Annotated in this window: 21 protein-coding genes; 4 read left to right on the top strand and 17 right to left on the bottom strand. The window is 62.2% G+C overall.

Annotated features, from left to right (window positions below; genetic code table 11):
- Positions 1–5: 5 nt before the first annotated feature.
- The 7 genes from NL528_RS05470 to NL528_RS05440 form a co-directional block, all read right to left on the bottom strand.
- The gene (locus NL528_RS05470) at positions 6–1,211 is read right to left on the bottom strand and encodes an ABC transporter substrate-binding protein (RefSeq protein WP_309181703.1); all 1,206 of its coding nucleotides are present in this window, start codon (positions 1,209–1,211) and stop codon (positions 6–8) included.
- An 83-nt stretch (positions 1,212–1,294) separates the two neighbouring features.
- On the bottom strand, positions 1,295–2,302 hold the full coding sequence (locus NL528_RS05465) for a nitronate monooxygenase family protein (RefSeq protein ID WP_309181702.1): 1,008 nt from the start codon (positions 2,300–2,302) through the stop codon (positions 1,295–1,297).
- Between the two features lie 22 nt (positions 2,303–2,324).
- A complete protein-coding gene (locus NL528_RS05460) occupies positions 2,325–3,512 on the bottom strand; it encodes an acetyl-CoA C-acyltransferase (protein WP_309181701.1) in 1,188 nt (395 codons plus the stop codon).
- A 15-nt stretch (positions 3,513–3,527) separates the two neighbouring features.
- On the bottom strand, positions 3,528–4,658 hold the full coding sequence (locus NL528_RS05455) for an acyl-CoA dehydrogenase family protein (RefSeq protein ID WP_309181700.1): 1,131 nt from the start codon (positions 4,656–4,658) through the stop codon (positions 3,528–3,530).
- A 23-nt stretch (positions 4,659–4,681) separates the two neighbouring features.
- Positions 4,682–5,863 carry an acyl-CoA dehydrogenase family protein gene (locus tag NL528_RS05450; RefSeq protein ID WP_309181699.1) on the bottom strand — a complete coding sequence of 394 codons (1,182 nt, stop codon included), beginning with the start codon at positions 5,861–5,863 and terminating at the stop codon, positions 4,682–4,684.
- Positions 5,864–5,875: 12 nt separating this feature from the next.
- Positions 5,876–6,613 (bottom strand): SDR family oxidoreductase, encoded by a 738-nt coding sequence (locus NL528_RS05445; protein ID WP_309181698.1) that lies wholly within the window; start codon positions 6,611–6,613, stop codon positions 5,876–5,878.
- A 46-nt stretch (positions 6,614–6,659) separates the two neighbouring features.
- Positions 6,660–8,216, bottom strand: coding sequence for an AMP-binding protein (locus NL528_RS05440; RefSeq protein ID WP_309181697.1), 1,557 nt, complete (start codon positions 8,214–8,216; stop codon positions 6,660–6,662).
- Positions 8,217–8,446: 230 nt separating this feature from the next.
- Between NL528_RS05440 and NL528_RS05435 the strand changes: the two genes are divergently transcribed.
- A complete protein-coding gene (locus NL528_RS05435) occupies positions 8,447–9,190 on the top strand; it encodes an SDR family NAD(P)-dependent oxidoreductase (protein WP_309181696.1) in 744 nt (247 codons plus the stop codon).
- Positions 9,190–9,867, top strand: a complete 678-nt coding sequence (locus tag NL528_RS05430) for a glutathione S-transferase family protein (RefSeq protein WP_309181694.1) — start codon at positions 9,190–9,192, stop codon at positions 9,865–9,867. Before NL528_RS05435 ends, NL528_RS05430 begins: the two co-directional genes overlap by 1 nt.
- A 5-nt stretch (positions 9,868–9,872) precedes the next feature.
- Here the strand turns inward: NL528_RS05430 and NL528_RS05425 are convergent, their stop codons facing one another.
- Positions 9,873–11,072, bottom strand: coding sequence for a CoA transferase (locus tag NL528_RS05425; RefSeq protein WP_309181693.1), 1,200 nt, complete (start codon positions 11,070–11,072; stop codon positions 9,873–9,875).
- Between the two features lie 105 nt (positions 11,073–11,177).
- Positions 11,178–11,813 carry a 2-hydroxychromene-2-carboxylate isomerase gene (locus NL528_RS05420; RefSeq protein ID WP_309181692.1) on the bottom strand — a complete coding sequence of 212 codons (636 nt, stop codon included), beginning with the start codon at positions 11,811–11,813 and terminating at the stop codon, positions 11,178–11,180.
- Between the two features lie 258 nt (positions 11,814–12,071).
- Here NL528_RS05420 and NL528_RS05415 point away from each other — a divergent pair, with 258 nt between their 5' ends.
- On the top strand, positions 12,072–12,587 hold the full coding sequence (locus NL528_RS05415; RefSeq protein ID WP_074271874.1) for a helix-turn-helix domain-containing protein: 516 nt from the start codon (positions 12,072–12,074) through the stop codon (positions 12,585–12,587).
- Between the two features lie 362 nt (positions 12,588–12,949).
- On the opposite strand, the gene NL528_RS05410 is transcribed toward NL528_RS05415, so the two are convergent.
- The 8 genes from NL528_RS05410 to NL528_RS05375 form a co-directional block, all read right to left on the bottom strand.
- Positions 12,950–13,945 (bottom strand): oligopeptide/dipeptide ABC transporter ATP-binding protein, encoded by a 996-nt coding sequence (locus NL528_RS05410; RefSeq protein WP_309181691.1) that lies wholly within the window; start codon positions 13,943–13,945, stop codon positions 12,950–12,952.
- Positions 13,942–14,931 carry an ABC transporter ATP-binding protein gene (locus tag NL528_RS05405; RefSeq protein WP_309181690.1) on the bottom strand — a complete coding sequence of 330 codons (990 nt, stop codon included), beginning with the start codon at positions 14,929–14,931 and terminating at the stop codon, positions 13,942–13,944. The genes NL528_RS05410 and NL528_RS05405 overlap by 4 nt, the downstream gene beginning before the upstream one ends.
- A complete protein-coding gene (locus tag NL528_RS05400; RefSeq protein ID WP_309181689.1) occupies positions 14,932–15,855 on the bottom strand; it encodes an ABC transporter permease in 924 nt (307 codons plus the stop codon).
- On the bottom strand, positions 15,852–16,793 hold the full coding sequence (locus NL528_RS05395; protein WP_309181688.1) for an ABC transporter permease: 942 nt from the start codon (positions 16,791–16,793) through the stop codon (positions 15,852–15,854). Before NL528_RS05395 ends, NL528_RS05400 begins: the two co-directional genes overlap by 4 nt.
- A gap of 17 nt (positions 16,794–16,810) precedes the next feature.
- A complete protein-coding gene (locus NL528_RS05390) occupies positions 16,811–18,415 on the bottom strand; it encodes an ABC transporter substrate-binding protein (protein ID WP_309181687.1) in 1,605 nt (534 codons plus the stop codon).
- Between the two features lie 235 nt (positions 18,416–18,650).
- Entirely contained in the window at positions 18,651–19,820 is a 1,170-nt protein-coding gene (locus NL528_RS05385) for an amidohydrolase/deacetylase family metallohydrolase (protein ID WP_309181686.1), read from the bottom strand.
- 49 nt (positions 19,821–19,869) lie between these two features.
- The gene (locus NL528_RS05380) at positions 19,870–19,992 is read right to left on the bottom strand and encodes a hypothetical protein (protein WP_309181684.1); all 123 of its coding nucleotides are present in this window, start codon (positions 19,990–19,992) and stop codon (positions 19,870–19,872) included.
- Position 19,993: 1 nt separating this feature from the next.
- Positions 19,994–20,926, bottom strand: a complete 933-nt coding sequence (locus NL528_RS05375; protein WP_309181683.1) for an N-carbamoyl-D-amino-acid hydrolase — start codon at positions 20,924–20,926, stop codon at positions 19,994–19,996.
- 556 nt (positions 20,927–21,482) lie between these two features.
- Between NL528_RS05375 and NL528_RS05370 the strand changes: the two genes are divergently transcribed.
- Positions 21,483–22,733 (top strand): GTP cyclohydrolase II, encoded by a 1,251-nt coding sequence (locus NL528_RS05370; RefSeq protein WP_309181682.1) that lies wholly within the window; start codon positions 21,483–21,485, stop codon positions 22,731–22,733.
- Positions 22,734–22,815: the final 82 nt, after the last annotated feature.

Genomic DNA, 22,815 nt, shown 5'->3' with positions numbered 1-22,815 from the left:
ATGCGTCATTCGGAACTTGCGTCCAAAATCCCGCCGAACGGCTCCCAGCCGCTGCCACTCCACCGCTGTAGCTGCATCTGGCTCCAGATCATGTTGCTGGATTCGCCGGTATTCACCTCGATTCCTGGAAACGCTGTCGGAAGCACCACGTGACTCAGCGACTTTGCCTGTGTCAGGATATTTTTTCGCGAAAGATCATCCCCGCACTGCTTGAGTATCCGCTCGAGAATCATGCCCTCCATATAGCCGGTGAGATAGCTGGTGTTCTCAAAGTCCGCTCCCGGCAGGTACTTGCCAAAGAACGCCTTGTAACCCTGCACGCCTTCATCGTCGTTCCACCTTGAATCGGTCGGGTCCTTGTTGATGGTACCGACGATGACGCCGACGGAATTCTCCAGTCCGGCAGGTTTCAACGTGCCGCCGATCGACCCCGATGGAAAGTTGATGATTATCTTGGCCTTCCAGCCGATCTCGGCCGCCTTGCGGATTGCCTGCGCGGCAAATTTCGGCGTGCCGGCAATGAACAGCGCCTCGGCGCCCGAGCTCTTGAGATTGACGACCTGGGAATCTATGGTCGGTTCGGTCACCTCATATGCTGCGGTGACAACCCGCTTTTCGAACTCTCCCTTCAAGAACGATTTGAAGGCGCTGACGTAGTCCTTACCGAGGTCGTCGTTCTGGAAGAGAATCGCGTATTTTGCTCCGGGCAATGCCTTGTCGAGGAACTTGGCGTAAATTCTTCCCTCAGTCTGGTAGCTGACCAGACCGGTCGTCGTCAGCGGATATTCGGCTATGTCGGTGAATTTGCTGGAGCCACTGACGATCGCGATCGAGGGAACGCCCTTGCCCTTGAGATACTTCGCCGTCGCCGAATTGCCGGGAGTGCCGAGTTGGCCGAAGATGAATGATACCTCGTCACTTTCGACCAGCTTGCGGGCGTGCTCTACCGCTTTCGGCGGACTGTAGGCATCGTCCATCGCGACGTAATTTATCTTGCGGCCGTTTATGCCGCCACGATCGTTGATCGACTGCACATAGGCCAACACGCCCTTGCCAACCAGGCCGATCGAGGACGCAGGACCACTGAAAGGGAATATCCCGCCGATCTTGATCTCCGTCTTGGTCACGCCAGGTTCGTCGGCAGCCAGAGCGGGCGATGCGAGCAGCGATGCAGCCACACACGCGGCTGCGATGCCGAATTTGATACTCATGCCTCTCTCCCGTTACGTCGGTTCGAGCCGTGCGCTTTGCTTCTCAGGCTGTCAGTTTCGAAAACTCGAGCACACTGCTCACTTCATGCGACTTTCATCGCCTTCGACTGTTCAACGCCGTCGAGAAAGCCGACCAGGCGTTCGCGGATCAGCCGCTCAGCGTCCGCCATAATGCGATCGATCAGTTCCCTGACCGTCGGGATGTCGTGGATCAGCCCGACCACCATGCCGCAGCTCCAGGCGCCGGCATCCGTCTCGCCGTCGATCATCACCTTGGGATAGACGCCCGCGACCTGCTCGTGGATGTCATGGATCTTGAGACTCGCGCCCTTTTCGCGCTCGATCTCGAGGAGGTGATCGACGCCCGTGTTCTTGAGCACGCGCTCGGTATTGCGCAGCGCGCGCATCACCAGCACCGTGTCGAGCTCGGAGGCCTCGACCAGCGCCTTTTTAACGTTGGGGTGGACCGGCGCTTCCTTGGTTGCAATAAAGCGTGTGCCCATGTTCATGCCGGCGGCGCCCATCGACAGCGCCGCGACCAGGCTGCGCGCATCCGCCATGCCGCCCGAGGCGACGAACGGAATCTTCAGTTCATCTGCTGCGCGCGGCAGCAGGATCATGTTCGGGATATCGTCCTCGCCGGGATGGCCGCCGCACTCGAAGCCGTCGACACTGACGGCGTCGCAGCCGATCTTCTCGGCTTTCAGCGAATGCCGAACCGAGGTGCATTTGTGGATCACTTTGATGCCGGCGGCCTTCAACGCCGGCATGTACTGCTCTGGGCTGCGGCCCGCGGTTTCCACCGCCTTGACGCCACCTTCCTTGATCGCGGCGATATATTCCGGATAGGGCGGCGCGGTGAAGCTCGGCAGGAAGGTCAGGTTCACGCCGAACGGCTTGTCGGTCATGTCGCGGCAGCGCGCGATTTCCTTGGCCAGCAGCTCCGGCGTCTTCTGGGTCAGGCCGGTGATGATGCCAAGGCCGCCGGCATTCGACACTGCGGCCGCGAGTTCGGCAAAGCCGACATAATGCATGCCGCCCTGGATGATCGGATGCTGGATCCCGAACAGTTCAGTGATTGCTGTCTTCACGTGTGAGCTCTCCGTTTTCCGATCAGTGGACGATTTCAAACAAACCCGCCGCGCCCATGCCGCCACCAATGCACATGGTCACCACGCCGTATTTCGCCTTGCGCCGCCGGCCCTCGATCAGGAGGTGGCCGGTCAACCGCGCGCCGGTCATGCCATAGGGATGGCCGATCGCGATTGAGCCGCCATTGACGTTGAGCTTGTCAGGATCGATGCCGAGCTTGTCGCGGCAATAGATCACCTGCACCGCATAGGCCTCGTTGAGCTCCCAGAGGTCTATATCGTCGATCTTCAGGCCGTGCCGCTTCAGGAGCCGCGGGATCGCGGCGACCGGGCCGACGCCCATCTCGTCCGGCTCGACGCCGGCGGCGACGAAGCCGCGGAAGATGCCCAGCGGCTTCAGGCCCTTCTGCGAGGCGATCTTGTCGCTCATGATCACGCAAGCCGAGGCGCCGTCGGAAAGCTGGCTGGCATTGCCGGCGCTGATGGTCTTGCCCTCGAACACCGGCTTGATCTTCGAAAGACCATCGGCTGTCGTGTCGGGGCGCGGTCCCTCGTCCTTTGCCAGCGTCACCTGCTGATAGGTAACTTCCCTGGTGTCCTTGTTGACGACGGCCATCTTGGTCGTGATCGGTACGATCTCGTCATTGAAGCGGCCGCCCTGCAGCGCGGCTCCGACGCGGCGCTGGCACTCGAGCGAGTACTCGTCCTGCCGGTCGCGGCCGATTCCGTAGCGCTCGGCGACGACTTCGGCGGTCTCCAGCATCGACATGTAGATCTCGGGCTTCATCGCCATCAGCTCGTCGTCGACGGCGTGAAACCGGTTCATGTGCTCGTTCTGCACCAGGCTGATCGACTCGATGCCGCCGCCGATCGCGATCTCGACGCCATCGAGCATCACCGAGCGCGCCGCGACCGCGATCGCCTGCAGTCCGGACGCGCACTGGCGGTCGATGGTGGTGCCGGCGACCGTGACCGGAAGGCCGGCGCGGATCGCGCCCTTGCGAGCGACATTCATCACCATGGTGCCCTGCTGCATGGCGCAGCCCATCACCACGTCCTCGACTTCGCCGGGCGCAATCCCGGCGCGCTTCACCGCTTCGGCCATCACATGGCCGGCCAGGGTCGGGCCGTCGGTGTTGTTGAGCGCGCCGCGATATGCCTTGCCGACGCCGGTGCGGGCGGTGGAAACGATCACTGCTTCGGTTGTCATGTTTGCCTCTCTGCCTTAAGCGGCCGCGTGGAGCTGCGCAAACCGCAGCAAATGAAACGCGGGATCGCCGAACTGGATGTTGATGGAGGAAATCCGTTTGAAGTAATGGCCGACGTTCAATTCGTCGGTCATGCCCATGCCGCCGTGGAGCTGCACCGCCTGGTCGGCGATGAACCTGCCGGCATAGCCGATCTTCGACTTGGCACCGGACGCGAGCCGGGATAGGCCGGCCTCATTCGCACCGAGGCTGAGGCTGAGGTGCTGCATCAGCGAGAGCGCTTCCTGATGCGCGATGAACATATCGACCATCCGGTGCTGCAGCACCTGGAACGAGCCGATCGTTGAGCCGAACTGTTTTCTGGTCTTGGAGTATTCCAGCGTCGCGGAGTTCAGTTCGGCCATCGCGCCGACCGCTTCCGCACTGAGCGCGCCGACGGCGCGGTCACGGCAGGCTTCCAGCGCGGCCACGCCCTCGCCCTTGTTGCCGAGCAACTGCCCCCTGACGTCGCGCAGGCTGATTTCGGCAGCGCGGCGGCCGTCGATAGTCTTGAAGCTCTGCAGGTCGAGATTCGCGGCACGGCGATCGACCACGAACAGGCTGACGCCGCTGCGATCGTGGCGATGACCGGAGGTACGGGCGGAGACGATCAAATAGTCCGCCCAGGGCGCGGCGACCACCGCGGTCTTTTCGCCGCTCAGGACGTAGTCCTTGCCCTCGCGCCGCGCCGTGGTCGCGACGTTGGCGAGATCGAAGCGCGACCCCTTCTCACTCCAGGCCAGCGCCCAGGTCTTCATGCCGGCAATGATGTCGGGGATAAAACCCTGCTTCTGCTCCTCGGATCCCGTGTGCTCGAGCAGGCCGCCAGCGAGCACCACCGTCTCGACAAACGGCTCGACCACGAGGTGACGGCCGAACTCCTGCATGATGATCATGGTCGACAGCGGCCCGCCGCCGAGACCGCCGACGTCCTCGGAGAACGGCGCGGCGAACAGGCCGAGTGCGGCAAACGACTCCCATTGTTTGCGGCCGAAACCCTCTTCGCTCGCGACGATCTTGCGGCGCGCCTCGAAATCATACTGGTCGCGCAACAGGCGCTGGACGCTGGATCGCAGTAATTCCTGCTCTTCCGTGAACTGGATATCCATCCGATTCCCCTGTTTGCCGATCCCTAGAGGCCGAGCACCGCTTTTGCGATGATGTTGCGCTGAATCTCGTTCGACCCGCCGTAGATGCTGAGCTTGCGCGAGTTCAGGTATTTTTCCGACGCGGTGTGGCCGTAGTCCGGCCCCGGCATGAAATGATTGGCGCTGACCGGATGTTCACGGATCGCCAGGCCATAATTGCCGATCGCGCGGTGGGTCAGCTCGGTGATGTTCTGGAAGATCTCGGTGCCGCGGATCTTGAACAGCGACGCCGCCGGTCCCGGATCGATGCCGCGCGCCATCTGCGCCACGACGCGCAGCTCGGTCGCCTCCAGAGCCAGCACGTCGAGCTCGACGCGGGCGATATCCCTGATAAATTCGAGATGCGCGGGATCGCCGTCTCGAATCTCGGCCTTCACGATCTGTTTCAGCTTGTTGAGGTAACGCGTCGAACGGCCGATGCCGGCCATGCTGGTACGCTCATTTCCGAGCAGGAATTTTGCGTAGGTCCAACCCTTGTTTTCCTCACCGATCAGATTCTCGACCGGAACGCGCACGTCCTCGAGAAACACGTCGTTGACCTCGTGCGATCCGTCGATGGTGATGATCGGACGCACGGTGACGCCCGGCGACTTCATGTCGATCAGGAGGAACGAAATGCCGGATTGCGGCTTGGCCGCCGGATCAGTGCGGACCAGACAGAAAATCCAGTCGGCGTGCTGTGCCAGTGTCGTCCAGGTCTTGTGGCCGTTGACGATGTAGTGATCACCATCCCGCACCGCCTTGGTGCGGACAGTGGCGAGGTCGGAGCCGGAGCCCGGCTCCGAATAGCCCTGGCACCACCAGTCTTCACCAGAGAGAATCCGCGGCAGAAATTTCTGCTTCTGCGCGTCGCTCCCGAACGTGTAAATCACCGGGCCGACCATGGTGACGCTGAACGCCAACGGCGGCAGCGTTCCGGCACGGGAGGTCTCCTGTTCGAATACAAAACGTTGCGTGATCGACCAGCCCGGCCCGCCATATTCCTTCGGCCAAAGCGGCGCGATCCATCCTTTTTTGTGCAGGATCCGGTGCCACAGCAGCATCTGCTCCTTGGTCAGGTCGGTCTCCGGATTGGCAACGCGCATTTCCGGCGGATAGTTCGCCGCGATGAAGGCCCGCACCTCGTCGCGAAACGCGGCGTCCTCGCTGGAAAGGTTCAGCTCCACGAGCAGCTCCCGTTACCACTTCTCGCCGAACGGGCGTATTTCCAACTCGAACGTCCAGGCGCTGCGCGGCTGCTGGTAGAGCTGCCAATAGGACTCCGCAACCGACGACGGCGGCATCAGGAGATCCGGGTTATCGAGGGCGCCCGGCCCCAGCGCTTCGATCCGCCGCTGGCGCACCCATTCGGTGTCGACGCCCGAGTCGATGATGAGATGGGCGACGTGGATGTTTTTCGGACCCAACTCGCGCGCCGTCGCCTGGGCAACGGCCCGCAAACCAAACTTCGCGCTGGCGAAGGCCGCATAGCCGCTGCCGCCGCGCAGGCTCGCGGTCGCGCCGGTGAAGAAGATATTGCCCTTGCCCCGGGGCAGCATCAGGCGCGCCGCTTCGCGGCCGGCGAGAAAGCCGGAATAGCAGGCCATTTCCCAGACTTTTCGAAACACCCGCTCCGTGGTCTCGACGATCGGGAAGTTGACGTTGGCGCCGATGTTGAAAATGCACACCTCAAGTGGGGCGTGTTTGTCGGCATCGCCGAGGAACGAGATGATCTCGTCTTCCTTGCGTGCATCCAGCGAGCGGGAGTGGATTTCGCCACCCGCTTCGCGGATATCCTTCACGAGCGGTTCCAGCTTGGCCCCATCGCGACGGCCGGCAAAGATCGTGAAGCCCTGCGATGCGAATTTCTTTGCAATCTCGCCGCCGATGTAGTCCCCGGCACCGATCACGGCCACGGTTGCGTTTCTCTTCTGCAAGGGTATTCTCCCGGTTAGGTCAACTCTCTGATTTCCGATATCTGGACTACGCGCCGCGCAATGATGCCGCGAGCTTGTGCTTGAGGATCTTGCCGGTCGAGGTCGCCGGCAAGGCATCGCGCACGACGATCTCCGACGGCCGCTTGTACGAAGTGAGTTGCGGATTGATGAAAGCCATCAGATCAGCCGGCTTCACAAGTGAGCCCGGCATCAGCTGCACGAAGGCAACGACCTCTTCGTTGCCTTCGACGGCGCGACCGACCACGGCGCACTGAACCACCGCTTCATGCGAACTGAGGACGGCTTCGACCTCCGCCGGATAGACGTTGAAGCCCGAGCGGATGATCATTTCCTTGGTGCGCCCGACAATATAGAGGCAATCGCCCTCGAAGCGCGCGAGATCGCCGGTATTGAACCAGCCCTCGCTATCGATCGCCTTCGCGGTCAGATCAGGCGCGCGGTAGTAGCCGCGCATGACGTTCGGCCCGCGGACGTGCAGTTCGCCGATTTCGCCTCTTGCCACCGGTATGCCATCGACCGTCCTGATCCGGGCCTCGACGCCCGGCAGCAGCGTCCCGACCGCCTGATCGTCGCGTGGCGCATCGAAACGCACGCCCGATATTCCGGGCGAGCATTCGGTGATGCCGTAACCGTTTGACAGCGGCAGACCGAACTCGTGTTCGACGCGCGACTTCAAATCGAGATCGAGCGAAGCACCGGCCACCGCGATCAGCCGCAACGATCCGCGATCCAACTGCTTTAGACCTGCCACCGCCTTGTATTCCAGCAGGCGCTGATAGGTCGCAGGCACACCGTTGAGAATGGTGATTCCCTCCTCGGCGATCGCCTTGGCGAGCGCTGCGGGATCGTATTTGCTGACCAGGCGGACGGTGCCGCCGACCATCAGGGTCATGATCAACAACGAAATTCCGACAATGTGCGAGATCGGCAGCACGACATATACCTTGTCGCGTGCTTCCATTCGGCGGAAATGCGCCGTGGTCTTCGCACTGATGAGCAGGTTTTCGTGGGTGAGCATCACGCCCTTTGGCGTACCCGTGGTTCCCGATGTGTAAATCAGCACGGCGACCTGTTTCGCCGGGTCTTTCTCGACCGGTTCAGCGACAGTATCTTCGTTCAATGGGCCGACACCGATCGCCTTTAAAGCCCCAAGTCGCCATCTCTCCGCGCCATGGCGCTGCGCATGAGCCGCCGCTTCCTTCGAAATTTCCGGGGTGAAAAACATCCGCCGTGCGCCGCTGTGATCGCGGATCTGGTCAAGTTCGCGCGGGGACAATCTCGGATTGGCGACAATCGCCCAGACATCGATGCGGCTCGCCGCCAGCAGCAACGCAGCGAGCGCGATGCAGCTCTCGCTCACAATGACCATCCGATCGCCGGCTCTGACGCCGAGCGATTTAAGACCGGCGGCGATATCTGCGACCGAACGATCAAGTTCGCGATAAGTCCACGAAACTCCCTCCTCGACCAGTGCAACGCGTTCGGGATGACTGGAAACATGCCCATCAGCAACCTGATGAATGCGGTCCGGAATCTCGGCGGCGATCTCGGCAAGATTGATCGCTTCGGACTGTTTCGCCACGGCCTACCTCCCGAGTCATTTGCGCCGCTTTTCACGCGGCCTTGTCGTCGGCGCAATTAACGTTCTTTTTTAGAACTCGTCAATCACTATTCTGGCCGAGGCGTTCAACCGATAGTGAGGAACCGGCATGAATGATATGAAGACAGGCAAAAAATGGACAAATTCCATTTACAACGGCCCCAAGGCTCGATATCTTTTTAGTACTAAATAAGAACTTACAGGGAGCGAGCATGGCGGAAGGTCGCGGCGTGGCAATATTGGTCGGCGCGGGCGACGCCATCGGCGCGGCCGTCGCGCGTCGCTTTGCCGAGGGCGGCTATACGGTCTGCATCTGCAGGCGCGACGCCGCCAAATCCCAGGAATTGGTCGACGAACTGAGGGCCGCGGGCCTCGAGGCGCACGCGTTCAGCGTCGATGCCCGTCAGGAGGTCGAGGTCCAAAAGCTGTTTGCCGACGTCGAAACGAACCTCGGATCGATCGAGGTCTGCCTCTTCAACGCTGGATCGAATGTCAACAAGCCGCTGTTGGATACCACCGAGAAGCTGTTCTTCAAGGCCTGGGAACTTGCCTGTTACGGCGGGTTTCTGGTCGGCCGCGAGGCTGCGCGCTACATGCTTCCGCGCGGTCGCGGCACCATCTTCTTTACCGGAGCCACCGCCAGCGTCCGCGGCGGCCAGGGTTTCGCGGCATTCTCATCCGCAAAATTCGGACTTCGTGCGGTGGCCCAGGCGATGGCCCGCGAACTCGGGCCGAAAAATATCCACGTCGTTCATCTCCTGATCGACGCCGGCGTGGACAGCGAAGCCATCCACCAGCGAATGAAGGCGGCCAGAGGCATCGAGGCCAGCGAAATCCCCCCCGACAGCCTGACCAAGACGTCCTCGATCGCCGAAGCCTATTGGTTCGCACATCAACAAACCCGGGACGGCTGGACCCATGAACTCGATCTCCGCCCGTCCGTGGAGAAGTGGTGATGGGAGCAACACCGGAACTGACATTGTGGGGTGTCGGAACGAGCCGGACCATTCGGCCCCACTGGGCCATGCATGAGCTGGGCTTGTCGTACAAGACGAAACCGATAGGCCCGCGGACCGGCGAGACCAAGACCGCCGAATATACCAGGCTCAATCCCCGTCAGAAGGTTCCTCTGTTGCAGGACGGCGATTTCTGCATTGGGGAGAGCGCCGCGATCGTGGCTTACCTCTCGCGAATGTATTCGACGCCGGAGCGCACGCTGATTCCGGAAAGCCCGCGGGAATATGCGGCCTGGCTGGAATGGTGCTTCTTTGTCGTCGCGGAACTGGACTCCACCAGCCTTTACGTCATGCGCCGGCATCGGGCCGACGCGCTCGGTCCGATCTATGGCGTTGCACCCGAAGTCGTCGCCAAGGCCGGCGAGTATTTTCGCGAACAGCTCCATCACGTCGAGGTCGCGCTGTCCGATGGCCGCCAGTTCCTGATGGGCGACAGATTCACCAGCGCCGACATCCTGCTGACCACGTGCCTGGATTGGGCGATCGCCTACGGCGTCGGCATTTGCGACAACGTGCAGCCCTATCTCGAACGCATCCAGGCGCGACAAGCCTATCAGCTCGCCAAGGCTGCCAACGTCCCGCTGGCGCCGATCGTTCCAGTGCAACAAAAAGCCTGACCGGATTAAACCGCGACCCGGACCGACTTTTCCCTGACCATCTTGTCGATGGCGACGTCGTCGTAACCGAGATCGTGCAACACATCGCGTGTGTGCTCGCCGACGCGGGGAGCCGGGCCGCCAATGACAGCTTCATTGATCTCGAACCGGGCCGCCGGCTTCGGCTGCCGCACCCGTCCGACCATCGGCTGATCGAACTCCGCGATGATGTCGCGCGCGACAACCTGTTCATTGTGAATGATCTCGCCGCGGCGCAGGATCGGCGCACAGGGAACGTCGGCGGCATCGAGCCGTTCGAGCCATTCGGCTGTTGTATGCTGCGCAATATATTCCCCCATCTTGTTGATGCGGGCGGTGGCATTGACCGAACGCGCCGACGGCGTTGCAAATCGGGGATCCTTGGCAAGCTCCGGATCGCCCGACGCCCTGCAGAAGCCCTGCCATTCGGAATCCGAGATGGTGCCGGCAGTGATGTAACCGTCGCTGGTCTTGAACACGAGGTCGGGACGATCGTTGGGATCCGCCGCCGCGGCTTCGGTGCCGACCACGGTGTACTGCATCATGCCTTCCGGCCAAAGGTACGAGATCATGGTGTCCAGCATTGCGACCTGGATGTGATCGCCCTGCCCGGTCTTCTCGCGCGCATACAGCGCCGACGACACCGCCTGCGCAGTAAAGACGGCGGTGGTCTTGTCGCAGACGATGGTGCGGATCATTTGCGGACGGTTGGTCACCGGCTGCGACTGGATGTCGGCAAAGCCCGACAGCCCCTGGATGATCGGATCGTAAACCCGCTTCTTGACGTAAGGCCCGGTGTCGCCGACGCCGCTGATCGAGACATAGATGAGGCGCGGGTGGCGCTGGCGCAGCTCGTCGACGCCGAGGCCGAGCCGCTCCATGGTGCCGGGCCGGAAATTCTGCACCAGCGCGTCGGCCTGCGCGACCAGCCTGGCAAGGACTTCGCGGCCGACCGCGCTCTTGACGTCAATCGAGAGCGAACGCTTGCCGCGATTGGAAGAGATGAACAGCGCGGAGAACTCGCCGCCCTTGTCGATGGTAGCGCGGCTGCGGCGAGTGATGTCGCCACCGATCGGCTCGATCTTGAGCACGTCGGCGCCCTGGTCTGCCAGAAACATGGTCGCGTACGGCCCCGAGACCACGCCGGTCAAATCGAGCACGCGAACGCCGTTGAGTGGGCCGGGCATGGTATTCTCCCTTCACTACGTTCCGGACCGGGAACGACGATAATCTATTCTTGTCGTTCGACCCGCCGATATCCACCCGCCAGTTGCGGGCTGCAGGCCGTGATTTCAAGCCGTCTTGGACATTGTGCGGCTAGTCTGTTCGACAATCGATTCCTCGACGTCGCGGAGCTGATCCTTGCCGAAGAACATTTCCTTTCCGACAAAGAAGGTTGGCGAACCAAATGCGCCGCGGTTGACCGCGTCGGTCGTCAAATCGATCAGCCGCTTCTTCACGTCATCCTGCTGCGCGCGCGCAATCAGCCTCTCGATGTCGATGCCTGACGAGGCAAAGGCGCTGCGGAACACCTCGAGGTCGTCCATCTTCTTGGGTTCTTCCCACATGTGGTGGTAGGCGGCGCGGAAGTAGGGTTCGAACGTGTCCTCGAATTGAGCCGCGACGGCGCCCCGCATGAGCATCAGCGTATTGACCGGGAAAAACGGATTTAGCCGGAACCTTGTGATGTTATGGCGATGAATAAACCGCTGGGTCTCCAGCGCTTGGTATTCTGGCTTGTTCTTGATCCCACGAAGCGACTCAGCGGGCGACATATTGTTGGTCGCCTTGTAGATCCCGCCGAGCAGCACCGGAACGTATTCGAACTTCACTCCGGTGCGCCGTTCGATGCCCGGAAGGGCAAGCTCCGCCAGATAAGCATTCGGGCTTCCGAAATCGAACTGGAATTCAACCTTCGGGGGATTCATCACCGGCTTCTCCTGGGGGCACGCGTTATGTGGTCAGAGATCAGTCGCAACGGCCAATAGCCGTGCCTTGGCTGACAATTGTTCATATAGTTCTAAAAACGAACTGTCAATTAGTGCCGGTGTCGGTTAGGTTATTTCGGTAAGTACGGGTTCCTTCGGCAGTTGTTTCGCCTTAAGTTCCTATTTAGAATGACGCGACGGCTCGGTTCCCTGGTCGATTCGAGCGGATTGAAGTGTCGTGATGACTGGAGAGCAGGAATGAAGTGGGACGCCCTGGAGGAAGAGCCGTGTTCACTGGCCCGCACCATCGGTGTGATAGGCGATCGCTGGACCCTTCTGATCTTGCGGGAGTGCTTTCTGCGCACGCGACGGTTCGAGGGATTTCAGTCGGCGCTCGGGATCACGCGCCATCTGCTTGCCGAACGGCTTAAGAAGCTGGTCCGGCAGGGCGTACTGCGTCGCATTCCATATCAGGAATCGCCCAAACGGCATGAGTACATCCTGACCCAAAAAGGCCTGGACCTGTATCCGGTCATGATGGCGTTGGTGCACTGGGGCGATACCCACATGGTCGACGAACGCGGACGGCCCTTGCTGCATGAACATCGCAATTGCGGCAAGATGTTTGATCCCGTGATGATTTGCTCCGAATGCCGTGAGCCGCTTCTGCCCAAGGAGGTTCATACTCATCCAGGTCCCGGCGCGCGCTCTGCCGCCGAGAGACTAGCCGCCCAGAAGTCTACCAAGGCAAAGCCGCGCCGCCGCGCGGCATAGGAGCCGACCTTTTGCCATCAAGTCCGATCGAGGCCTCAGTCCACGAGGCGAGCCGTACCGCTCGGCATGCGAAGCGCTAGGGAGCGCCTGACCAGTCTTGGGCATTGATTTGCTCGCTGCGCAGCGCCGATCCTAGCACCTCGACAGTAGCGGTGGCTCCACATGGCGTCACTTTGCCGACATCTCCAGTTTATCCAATGACCGCTTTGCGCCAGGAGCAGCCGTTCGATGGGCGTTTCCTTAATTTTCACGGGCAGGACTCTTTTTTCGCAGTGACCGGCGGTTGGCCGTGATCCGCATCAGTCTGGGCGATCAAGGCCCTGCATCTTGTCGCTCCCCGATACGGCGGCGCCTGACGTGAATCACCGAGCGGGCCCCGGCTTTTCGGGCAGCGCTTCGAGATGACACGCCGCCCACTGACCGTTTCCGGTCGACCGAAGCTCCGGCTCTTCCGTCCGACAGCGATCGAACACGAATGGACACCTTGTGTGGAAACGGCATCCGCTGGGTGGATTGATCGGGCTCGGCACGTCGCCCTTCAGGATCATCGGGTTGCGGGCGGCCCCGGGCTCCGGCACCGGCACCGCTGAGAGCAGTGCCCTGGTGTAGGGATGCTTCGGCGCAGTGAAGATTTGCTGCCTCGGCGCCATCTCGACAATCTTGCCGAGATACATGACGGCGACACGATGCGTCATGTGCTCGACGATCGCCAGATCGTGGCTGATGAACAGCAGCGCGAGGCCGAACTGCTGCTGCAGATCCTGCAGCAGGTTAACGATCTGCGCCTTGACCGAGACGTCGAGCGCCGAGACCGCCTCGTCGCAGACGATCAGTTCGGGTTCCGCCGCGAGTGCGCGGGCGATGCCGATGCGCTGGCGCTGACCGCCGGAGAATTCGTGAGGCCGGCGGTTCAGCGCGTCGCGCGGCAGCCGCACGGTGTCCATCAGCGCCGCAACCTTCGCCTCGAGTTCGGCGGAAGATTTTGCGAGACCGAAATTGCGGATCGGCTCGGCCAGGATACCGCGCACGCGCATCCGCGGATTGAGACTGGAGAACGGATCCTGGAACACCACCTGCACGCGGCGGCGCATGCTGCGCAGCCCCGCGGGTGAAAGACCGTCGATACGTTGGCCGTCCAGCACCACCTGGCCGGCGGTGATGTCGAACAGTCGCAGGATGGCGCGGCCGACCGTTGACTTGCCGCAGCCGGACTCGCCGACGAGAGACAAGGTCTCGCCACGCTCGACCTCGAAGGACACGCCGTCCACGGCATAGATCCAGGCCTTGCGGCGGAACAAGCCGCCGCGGACCGGAAAATGCTTCTTGAGGTCGTTGACCTGGAGCAGCGGCGCACTCATGCCTCGGCCGCCGCCTTGGGCGCGTAATGGCAGGCGGCGATGTGGCGGGGAGCCTTCTGTTCGAGACCCGGCGCGACCTCGCGACAGAGATCGGTCGCCAGCGAACACCGCCCGGCAAAGACGCAGCCCTCGATCCGCGTCTTGAGGCTCGGCACTTGCCCGGGGATCTCGGCGAGGCGCCGCGCCGCACCCGTGAGCGAGGAGCCAAGCTTGGGCACCGCGCCGAGCAGGCCCTGCGTATAGGGATGACGGGGCGAGCGGAACAGCTCGGCCACCGGCGCCTCCTCAACCTTGCGGCCGGCATACATGACCATGACGCGCTCGGCGATTTCGGCGACCACGCCGAGATCATGGGTGATCAGAACGATCGCCGCGCCGACGCGGCGCTTGAGGTCCAGCATCAACTGCAGGATCTGCGCCTGGATCGTGACGTCCAGCGCCGTGGTCGGCTCGTCGGCGATCAGGAGTTTTGGGTTGCAGGCGAGTGCCATGGCGATCATCACGCGCTGGCGCATTCCGCCCGAGAGCTGATGCGGATATTCGCGCACGCGCCGCACCGGCTCCGGGATGCCGACCAATGTCAGCATCTCGATGGCGCGTGCCTCGGCGCCCTGCTTGTCGAGGCCCTGATGCATCCGCAGCGTCTCGCCGATCTGCCGGCCGACGGTCAGTACCGGATTGAGGCTCGACATCGGCTCCTGGAAGATCATCGAAATATCGTTGCCGCGGATGGCGCGCATCTCGCGCTCGGAGAACGGCAGCAGATCCCTTCCCTGGAAACGGACAGAGCCCGCGATCTTGCCCGGGGGCTCGGGGATGAGCCGCATCAGCGACATCGCGGTGACCGACTTGCCGCAGCCGGATTCACCGACGATGGCCAGGGTCTCGCCTTCGTCGACATGGAAGGAGACGCCGTCGACGGCGCGGTTGATACCCTCGGGGGTACGGAAATGGGTCTGCAGATTCTGGACTTCGAGCAATGCCATCTATAGGCCCTTGGCCATTCGCGGATCGAGCGCATCACGCAGGCCGTCGCCGAGCAAGTTGACGGCAAGCACAGTGACCGACAGGAACGCGGCGGGAAAGAACACGATGAAGGGCTTTACCTGCCACAGCGCCCTGCCCTCGGCCATGATGTTGCCCCAGGACGGAATGGTGGGCGGCGTGCCGGCGCCGATAAAGGAGAGGATGGACTCCACGATCATGGCACTGGCGCAGATATAGGTTGCCTGGACCAGCATCGGCGCCAGCGTGTTGGGCAGGATGTGGCGCAGGATGATCATCGGTGTTCGCGTGCCGGAGGCTGTGGCCGCGTCCACATAAGGCTGCTCGCGCAGCGACAGCACGACACTGCGCACCAGACGCGTCACGCGCGGGATTTCAGCAACCGTGATGGCCATGATGACGTTGCCGACGCTGCCGCGTGTCAACGCCATCAGCGCGACCGCGAGCAGGATCGGCGGGATCGACATCAACCCGTCGATGAACCGCATCAGGATGCCATCGACCCATCGCACGAAACCCGAGACGAGGCCGATGGCAAGACCGGCGATCGAGGCAAGTAGCGCCACCGAAAGGCCTACGGTGAGCGACACCCGCGCCCCGTAGAGCATGCGTGAATAAATGTCGCGGCCCAGCATGTCGCTGCCGAACCAGAAGTCCGCCGACGGCGCGCGCGTACGCTTGGCGGGCGCGAGCGCGGTGGGGTCGACGGTTCCGAGATACGGCGCGAAGACCGCGATCAACACGAGGCAGAGCAGCAACGCGCCGCCGATCGCCACCGTCGGATGATTGCCAAGGAAGCCGAGGACGCCGCGCCGGATTTTAACCGGCAGCAGAAGATCCGGCAGGTGCGGCGCGATGACGAGGCCTGGCGGCACCGGCGCCGTGCTTGATGTCGAGACGGTCAATAGCGGATCCTCGGATCGACCAGGGTGTAGGTAAGGTCGACTATCAGGTTGACCAGCACATAGAGGAAGCTGAACAGCAGCACGATGCCCTGGATCACGGGATAGTCGCGGCGCAGGATCGCATCGATCGTCAGCCGGCCGAGGCCTGGAATCGCGAACACGCTTTCGGTCACCACCGCACCGCCGATCAGGAGGGCGATGCCGATACCGATCACCGTCACGATCGGAACGGCTGCGTTTTTCAGCGCATGAACGAACAGGATGCTGCGCTGGTCCAGGCCCTTGGCGCGGGCGGTGCGGATATAATCCTGCTGCAGCACCTCGAGCATGGAGGCTCGGGTAATGCGCGCAATCAGCGCGATGTAGACACTGCCGAGCGCGACGGCCGGGAGGATCAGGTTCCGCAGCCATGGCCAGAAGCCTTCGGCCAGCGGCGTGTAGCCCTGCACGGGAAGCCATTCGAACTGCAGCGCGAACACGTAGGCAAGGACGTATCCGACAACAAAGACGGGAAGCGAGAACGCGAACACGGCGAATGCCATGATGGTACGGTCCACCCAGCTCCCCGCCTTCCATGCCGCCACCACGCCGAGGGGCACGGCGATGAGAATGGTCAGGACGAGGGTAACCGCCATCAGCGAGAGCGTCGGCTCGATGCGCTGCGCAATCAGCGAGGCGACCGGCAGGTTGGTGAAGATCGAGGTGCCGAGATCGAAGTGCAGGATGTGCCAGACCCAGCTCCCGAACTGGACCAGAAACGGCCGATCGAGGCCGAGGCTCTGGCGAATACGCTCAACGTCGGCCGGGCTCGCCTGGTCGCCCGCGATCACCGCCGCCGGGTCGCCCGGCGCGATGTAGAGCAGGCTAAAGACGAACAGCGCGACGATCGCCATCACGGGCAGGGTCGCGAGAATGCGCCGGACGATATACGAGACCATGTCGGTTCACCGCACCGTCATGCGGTCTTTGACACGCCCCAGAAGAATGGCAGCGGTCCCTTCACCACACCGGAGACGTTCTTGCGCCACGCCGTGTAGCTCAGGAAGAAGCCGGTCGGCGCATAGACGACGTCCTCGAGCGCCGCCCTGTTGAGGCGATTGACCGCAGCCTTCTCCTCATCGAGATTTTTGGCGTCGAACCATGCCAGCACTTCCTTTTCCACGGGCTCGCTCGTCGGCCAGCCAAACCACGCCTTGTCGCCATTGGCACGAATGGCGTTGTAGGCGGCGGGATTGATGCAATCCGCGCCGGCGTGCCAGGTGTGAAACACCTGCCAGCCCCCCTGGCCCGGAGGCGTCTTCTGGGCGCGGCGGGAACCGACGGTGCCCCAGTCGGTCGCGACGAAGTCGACATTCATGCCCATCTGTTTCAACAGATCCGCGGTGACATCGCCCTGCGCTTTGGTGATCGGCTGATCCTGCGCCACCACGCAGGTGACCGGCTGGCCCGAATAACCGCTCTCGGCCAAAAGCTTCTTGGCGGCTGCGAAATCGCGCTTGCCCTTCAGGATCTCGCCGCCCTCCTCGGTGTAGAGCGGCGTATCCGGCGTGAAGAAGCCCGGCAGCGGCTTCCAGAGCGAGGTATCGTCCCCAACCAGCGCACGCATGTAGTCTTCCTGGCTCAGCGCCGCGAGCACGGCGCGTCGCGCCCTCACGTCGTTGAAGGGCGGGTGCAAATGGTTCATCCGGAACGAACCGATGTTGCCGAGCGGGTCGGCGATGTCGACGTTGATGTTGCGGTTCTTCTTGAGCGACGGCACGAGATCGGTGATCGGACTCTCCCACCAATCGACCTCGCCGTTCTGAAGGGCTGCCGCCGCGGTGGCAGGATCCGGGATCACCACCCATTCCACGCGGTCGACCAGCATCTGCTTGCCGCCGGCGAGCCAGGACGCCTTCTCCTGCCGCGGCATGTAATCGGCAAACTTCTCAAACACCGCCTTGGCGCCCGGCACCCACTCGCTCTTCGCGAACTTCATGGGGCCCGAGCCGATATAGTCGGGGATCTGCTTGAACGGGTCGGTCTGGGCGATCCGCTCCGGCATGATGAAGGCACAGGGAGTACTGTTCTTGCCCAGCGCCAACAGCATCTTCGGATAGGGCTGCTTCAGCCCCCATCTGAAGGTCCTGTCGTCGACGGCGGTCAACTCGTTCTGGATCGCCTTGAGCATCAGCCCCATGGGATCGCGCGCCGACCAACGCGTCAGGCTCGCCACCACATCCTTGCTCAGCACAGGCTCGCCGTCGTGGAACTTCAGCCCCGGCCGGAGCCGGAAGGTCCAAACCAGACCGTCATCGGACACCTCCTCGAACTCGACCATCTGCCGCTGCGGCTGCAGCGTGGCATCGAGGCCGTAGAGGGTGTCCCAGACCAGCGCGGCGGCGTTGCGCACGACATACTGGGTCCCCCAGATGGGATCGAAATTCGCGAGGTTGGCCTGGGGCACAAAGCGCAGGGTGCGCGCCGCGGCGCCTTGGGAAAGGGCCGGCATCGAAAGGCCGCCCGTCGCTGCCAGGCTGCCCGCCCCGGCCAATCCTTTCAACAGAGTCCTGCGATCCATAGCGCTCTCCCAGTCTCGCGTTGTTACGGCGGTTCCACCCATTTCATTGGCCGAGGGTTCGGCACCAAATGAGGTGAAACGGGCCAGTCAGACCGATGCCGATCTGCCTCTTTTGCTTGCAATTGGTATGCCAGCACGGCCCGCTCGTTCCGCCGCCAGAGCCCAGCCGGCCACAAATCAGAAAGCATTTGCGAGCGATCAAATTTTCGAGCGATCACATCAACTTACGTTCAGCTTAGCCTGCGAGCGGCTTGAATTTCGACGATTGGTTGGGGTGCCACCAACGGCCGCCAATGACGACGCCTTCCGACACGATCTTGCGGTCGCCGATCAGATGCTCGCCGACGACGTCGACGTAGTCGAACTGGCCTTGCTTGATCGAGATGAGGGTGGCGTCACCGACGCTCCCCGGCTTGAGGCTGCCGAGTTCGGGACGCCGCAGCGCCATCGCCGCATTGACCGTCGAGGCCGCGACCACGTCAGGGAGCGGCATGCCCATGCACAGGAACTTGGACATGGTCGTCACCTGATCGAAGGCTGGACCATCGATGCAGAGGAGATGGACGTCCGAGGAGATGGTGTCGGGATAGAAGCCGTTGGCGAGCATCGCGCGTGCGGTTTTGAAGGCGAAAGAACCTTTGCCGTGGCCGATATCGAACAACACGCCGCGTTCTCGCGCCTCCAGCACCACCTTTTTCACCGTGCCCTGGACGGTGGCGGGCGTGTTGGGAAACGGCCGGAATGCGTGGGTGAGAACGTCGCCCGGACGCAGCCGGGCGAGCACCTCCTCGTAGCTCGGCGGCGGATGGTCGATGTGCGCCATCAGTGGCATGCCGACCTGCTCGGCCACCTCAAGCGCGATTTCGAGCGGCACGATCCCCGAAGTGCCGGAGGCGTGAAGACCTACTCGAACCTTGATGCCGACGATGAGGTCGCGATTGGCCTCGGCCACGGTGACGGCGTCGACCGGATTCATCAGGCGCATCTCCTCGCTCTCGCCGACCATGACCCGATGCGAGAAGCCGAAGATGCCGGCATGCGAGACATGCAGATAAGCGAGAATTCGGACCTGGCTCGGCTCGATCACGTGCTTGCGGAAGCCCGCGAAATTGCCGGGGCCGGCGCTGCCGGTGTCGACCGCCGTGGTGACGCCGGAGGTGCGGCAGAACTCCTCGGCGTCGATGCCGAGCGAGGTGCCGCCCCAATAGACGTGGGTGTGCAGATCGATCAGGCCCGGGGTAACGATGGTACCCGAGACGTCGCGCACGTCGGTTCCCGGATCGGCCTTGAGCTCGTTTCCGACCATGGCCACCTTGCCGGCGGCGAAGGCGACATCCGTCACGGCATCGAGCTTCTGGGAGGGGTCAATCACCCGGCCGCCGCGCAGGATCAAATCGAAAGGCATCGTAATCTCCTGATATGACAGTGAAGGAAGCGGCGGGAGCGCGTCTGGCCTATCCGACGGACGCCGACAGGCGCGACGAGAGCCGGGTCGGCTTGACGTGGGTATTCATGTGCAGCTTCCACTGGTAGCATTGGTCGTGCGGATCAAGTTCGCGAAAGAGGATTCCGGACATTCTAGTTTTCCGGAGGCGGCACCGCGCCGGTGCGGCTGCTGATCAGGCCGTAATGCTCGATACGGCGATGGTTGGCAAAGTTGAAGATCGTTTTCTTGCCGAAGACGGTGGCGTCGAGATCGCAGGCGTGAACCAGCAGCTCGTCCTCTTCGGTCCTGGCCTCGACGACGATCTCGCCATTGGGATCGACGATCAGGCTGCCACCAATCAGGGGATGTCCATCCTCGATACCGGCCTTTGCGACGCACACGACCCATGTCGAGTTCTGGTAGGCACCGGCCTGCACGGACAGCCGGTTGTGAAACAACCGCTTCTCCGACCCCTCCTCGCTCTTCTCGGCATTGACCGAGGGCGTGTTGTAACCGATCAGCACCATCTCGACGCCCTGCAGGCCCATCACGCGATAGGTCTCCGGCCAGCGCCGGTCGTTGCAGATCGCCATGCCGAGGATGCCGCCAAGCGCGCGCCAGACGTTCAAACCGAGATCACCCGGTTCGAAGTAGCGCTTCTCCAGATGCTGGAAGGCGCGTTCTGTATCGAACTCCGAATGGCCCGGCAGATGAACCTTGCGATACTTCCCGACAATTTGGGCGGATTTATCGGTGAGGATGCAGGTGTTGAAATGGTGCCTGTCCGGTGTCAGTTCGGCGTAGCCGAAGCTCATCGCTATCTGGTGTCGGGCCGCTCGCTCGAACAGCGGTTTCGTCGTCGCATTGGGCATCTCGCGTTCGAACCAGCCATCGGCCTCGGCCTGATCCTCCATGTACCAGCGCGGAAAGAAAGTAGTGAGTGCGAGCTCCGGATACACGATCAGATCGGCGCCCCTGGCTTTGGCTTCATCCATCAGCGCGATCATGCGCTTCACGACGGCTTCACGGCCGTCGGCTTTCTGGATCGGGCCCATTTGGGCAGCGGCAACATTGATGACGCGCATGGCTAGGTTTCTGGATGCTTTTATTGAGGCTGCGTTGTGTAAAAATGAAGCAGTTGGCGGAGTTCGGAGTTCTTTCCGGCCCAACCGGAGTCAGCAATTAAAGTTTTGATTCACTCGAAGTCAATTCCGGAGAAGGTCCGAGGTGACGCACGTCTGTTCTGCGTTTCCGGCTGGCCCGTCATCGGCCACCGGCAGTTCTGACGAGGGGACGATCATCAACTCAATGCAGGTGACCGATCGTCGTGCGTGCCGCGTGACTGTGCTTGGTCGAGCGCGACAAACGCACGACGAATGGTGCTAAGCACCCTCTCGTTTTTCGGCGATGATCCGCCGGGGCGGACGCGACGGACAGTCCGTCTCATTTTCGAGGCCGCTGCGTCCAGGCTGAAAAGGTTAACAGCCGAGGCGGCTTAGCGGTGGCGGGAATTGGAATCGCCGTTGTGTTCGGTCGGAATTTGATTATACTGCTCGCTCAGCTGCAACCGCTGCTGATTTGATCGTTGGTGACCAGGCCCGTCTGCTCAGGCGGGCCGTCGCCGTTTTAGGGTCTGTAGCGATGACTCGTTCGAATCGGGTTGACCATATTCGCATTACCTCGCACCCGGCACCGGGCGCCAAGCTCAACTTCCCGATCGCGTGGGGCGCAGCCAGCGCGCGTGAACGCGGACCGGTGATTGGCACGGTATCGCGTCCGCAGGATCGCAACGTGATCGGTACCCACGGCGGCTCCTATTCGGTCTATCGTGCGCTCGCCGTGTCATCAGGCGCACTCGATCCGATCCGGCGTCCGGATCTCACCAACACCCATCCCGCCGAAACGATCGGGCCGTTTCCGCAATGGACTGATCCGCAGCGGATCGTCTCGCTCGATCCGTGGGGACATCTCGCCGCTGAAAACTTCGCAAAGGAGATTGCCGAAGGCATCGACATCCGTCCGAGTATCGCCATTACGCGCGCCCGTCTCGATCTGCCCGAACTGCAGGCGGCGATCGAAGCCGGGCGGCTCAAGCACGACGGCGAGTTCGTACACAAGAATGGAAGCGTCTCCGTGGTCAAGATTGCGATCGACCCGGTGTGGTATCTGCCTGGCCTCGCGCAGCGCTTCGCAACCACCGAGAACAATCTGCGCCGGCAACTGTTCGAACAGACCGGAGGCATGTTTCCGGAACTGGTGACACGGCCTGACCTGCAGGTATTTCTGCCGCCGATCGGCGGCACCACGGCCTATCTGTTCGGCGACGTTACCAAGCTGCCGGACCACCGCACCAAGATAACTTGCCGCGTGCATGACGAGTGCAACGGCTCCGACGTGTTTGGTTCGGACATCTGCACCTGCCGTCCATACCTGATCCACGGCATCGAGGAATGCGCGCGCGCCGGGCAAACCGGCGGATTAGGCATCATCATCTACAATCGCAAGGAAGGCCGCGCGCTCGGCGAAGTCACGAAATTTCTTGTCTACAACGCACGCAAACGCCAGGAAGGCGGCGATGCCGCGGCTCAGTATTTCGAGCGCACCGAATGTGTCGCTGGCGTGCAGGATGCCCGATTCCAGCAGTTGATGCCGGATGTGGTGCACTGGCTCGGACTGAAGCGAATCGACCGCTTCGTTTCCATGAGCGACATGAAGCACGATGCGCTGACCAGCCAAGGCGTCGAAATCGTCGAACGCGTGCCAATTCCCGACGATCTTGTGCCCGCCGACGCGCATGTGGAAATCGCGGCAAAGAAGGCCGCCGGTTACTATACGGCCGAGCCGCAGCAAGACCCGATCAATCCGGTCGGCCGATCGCTCGAAAAATATTGAGAGGGGCGGCAGTGTCCCTTGCAAATCCGGAGACGTCAGCCGCCTTGTCATTGCTGAATGCCAGGGCGGTTCGCGAGCGCGC

Origin of the sequence: Bradyrhizobium sp. Ash2021 (assembly GCF_031202265.1) — a bacterium.
In the GTDB taxonomy this organism is placed as follows: Bacteria; Pseudomonadota; Alphaproteobacteria; order Rhizobiales; family Xanthobacteraceae; genus Bradyrhizobium.
The sequence above is the reverse complement of the archived record's forward strand: the minus strand, read 5'-3'. Positions and strand labels throughout refer to the sequence as shown.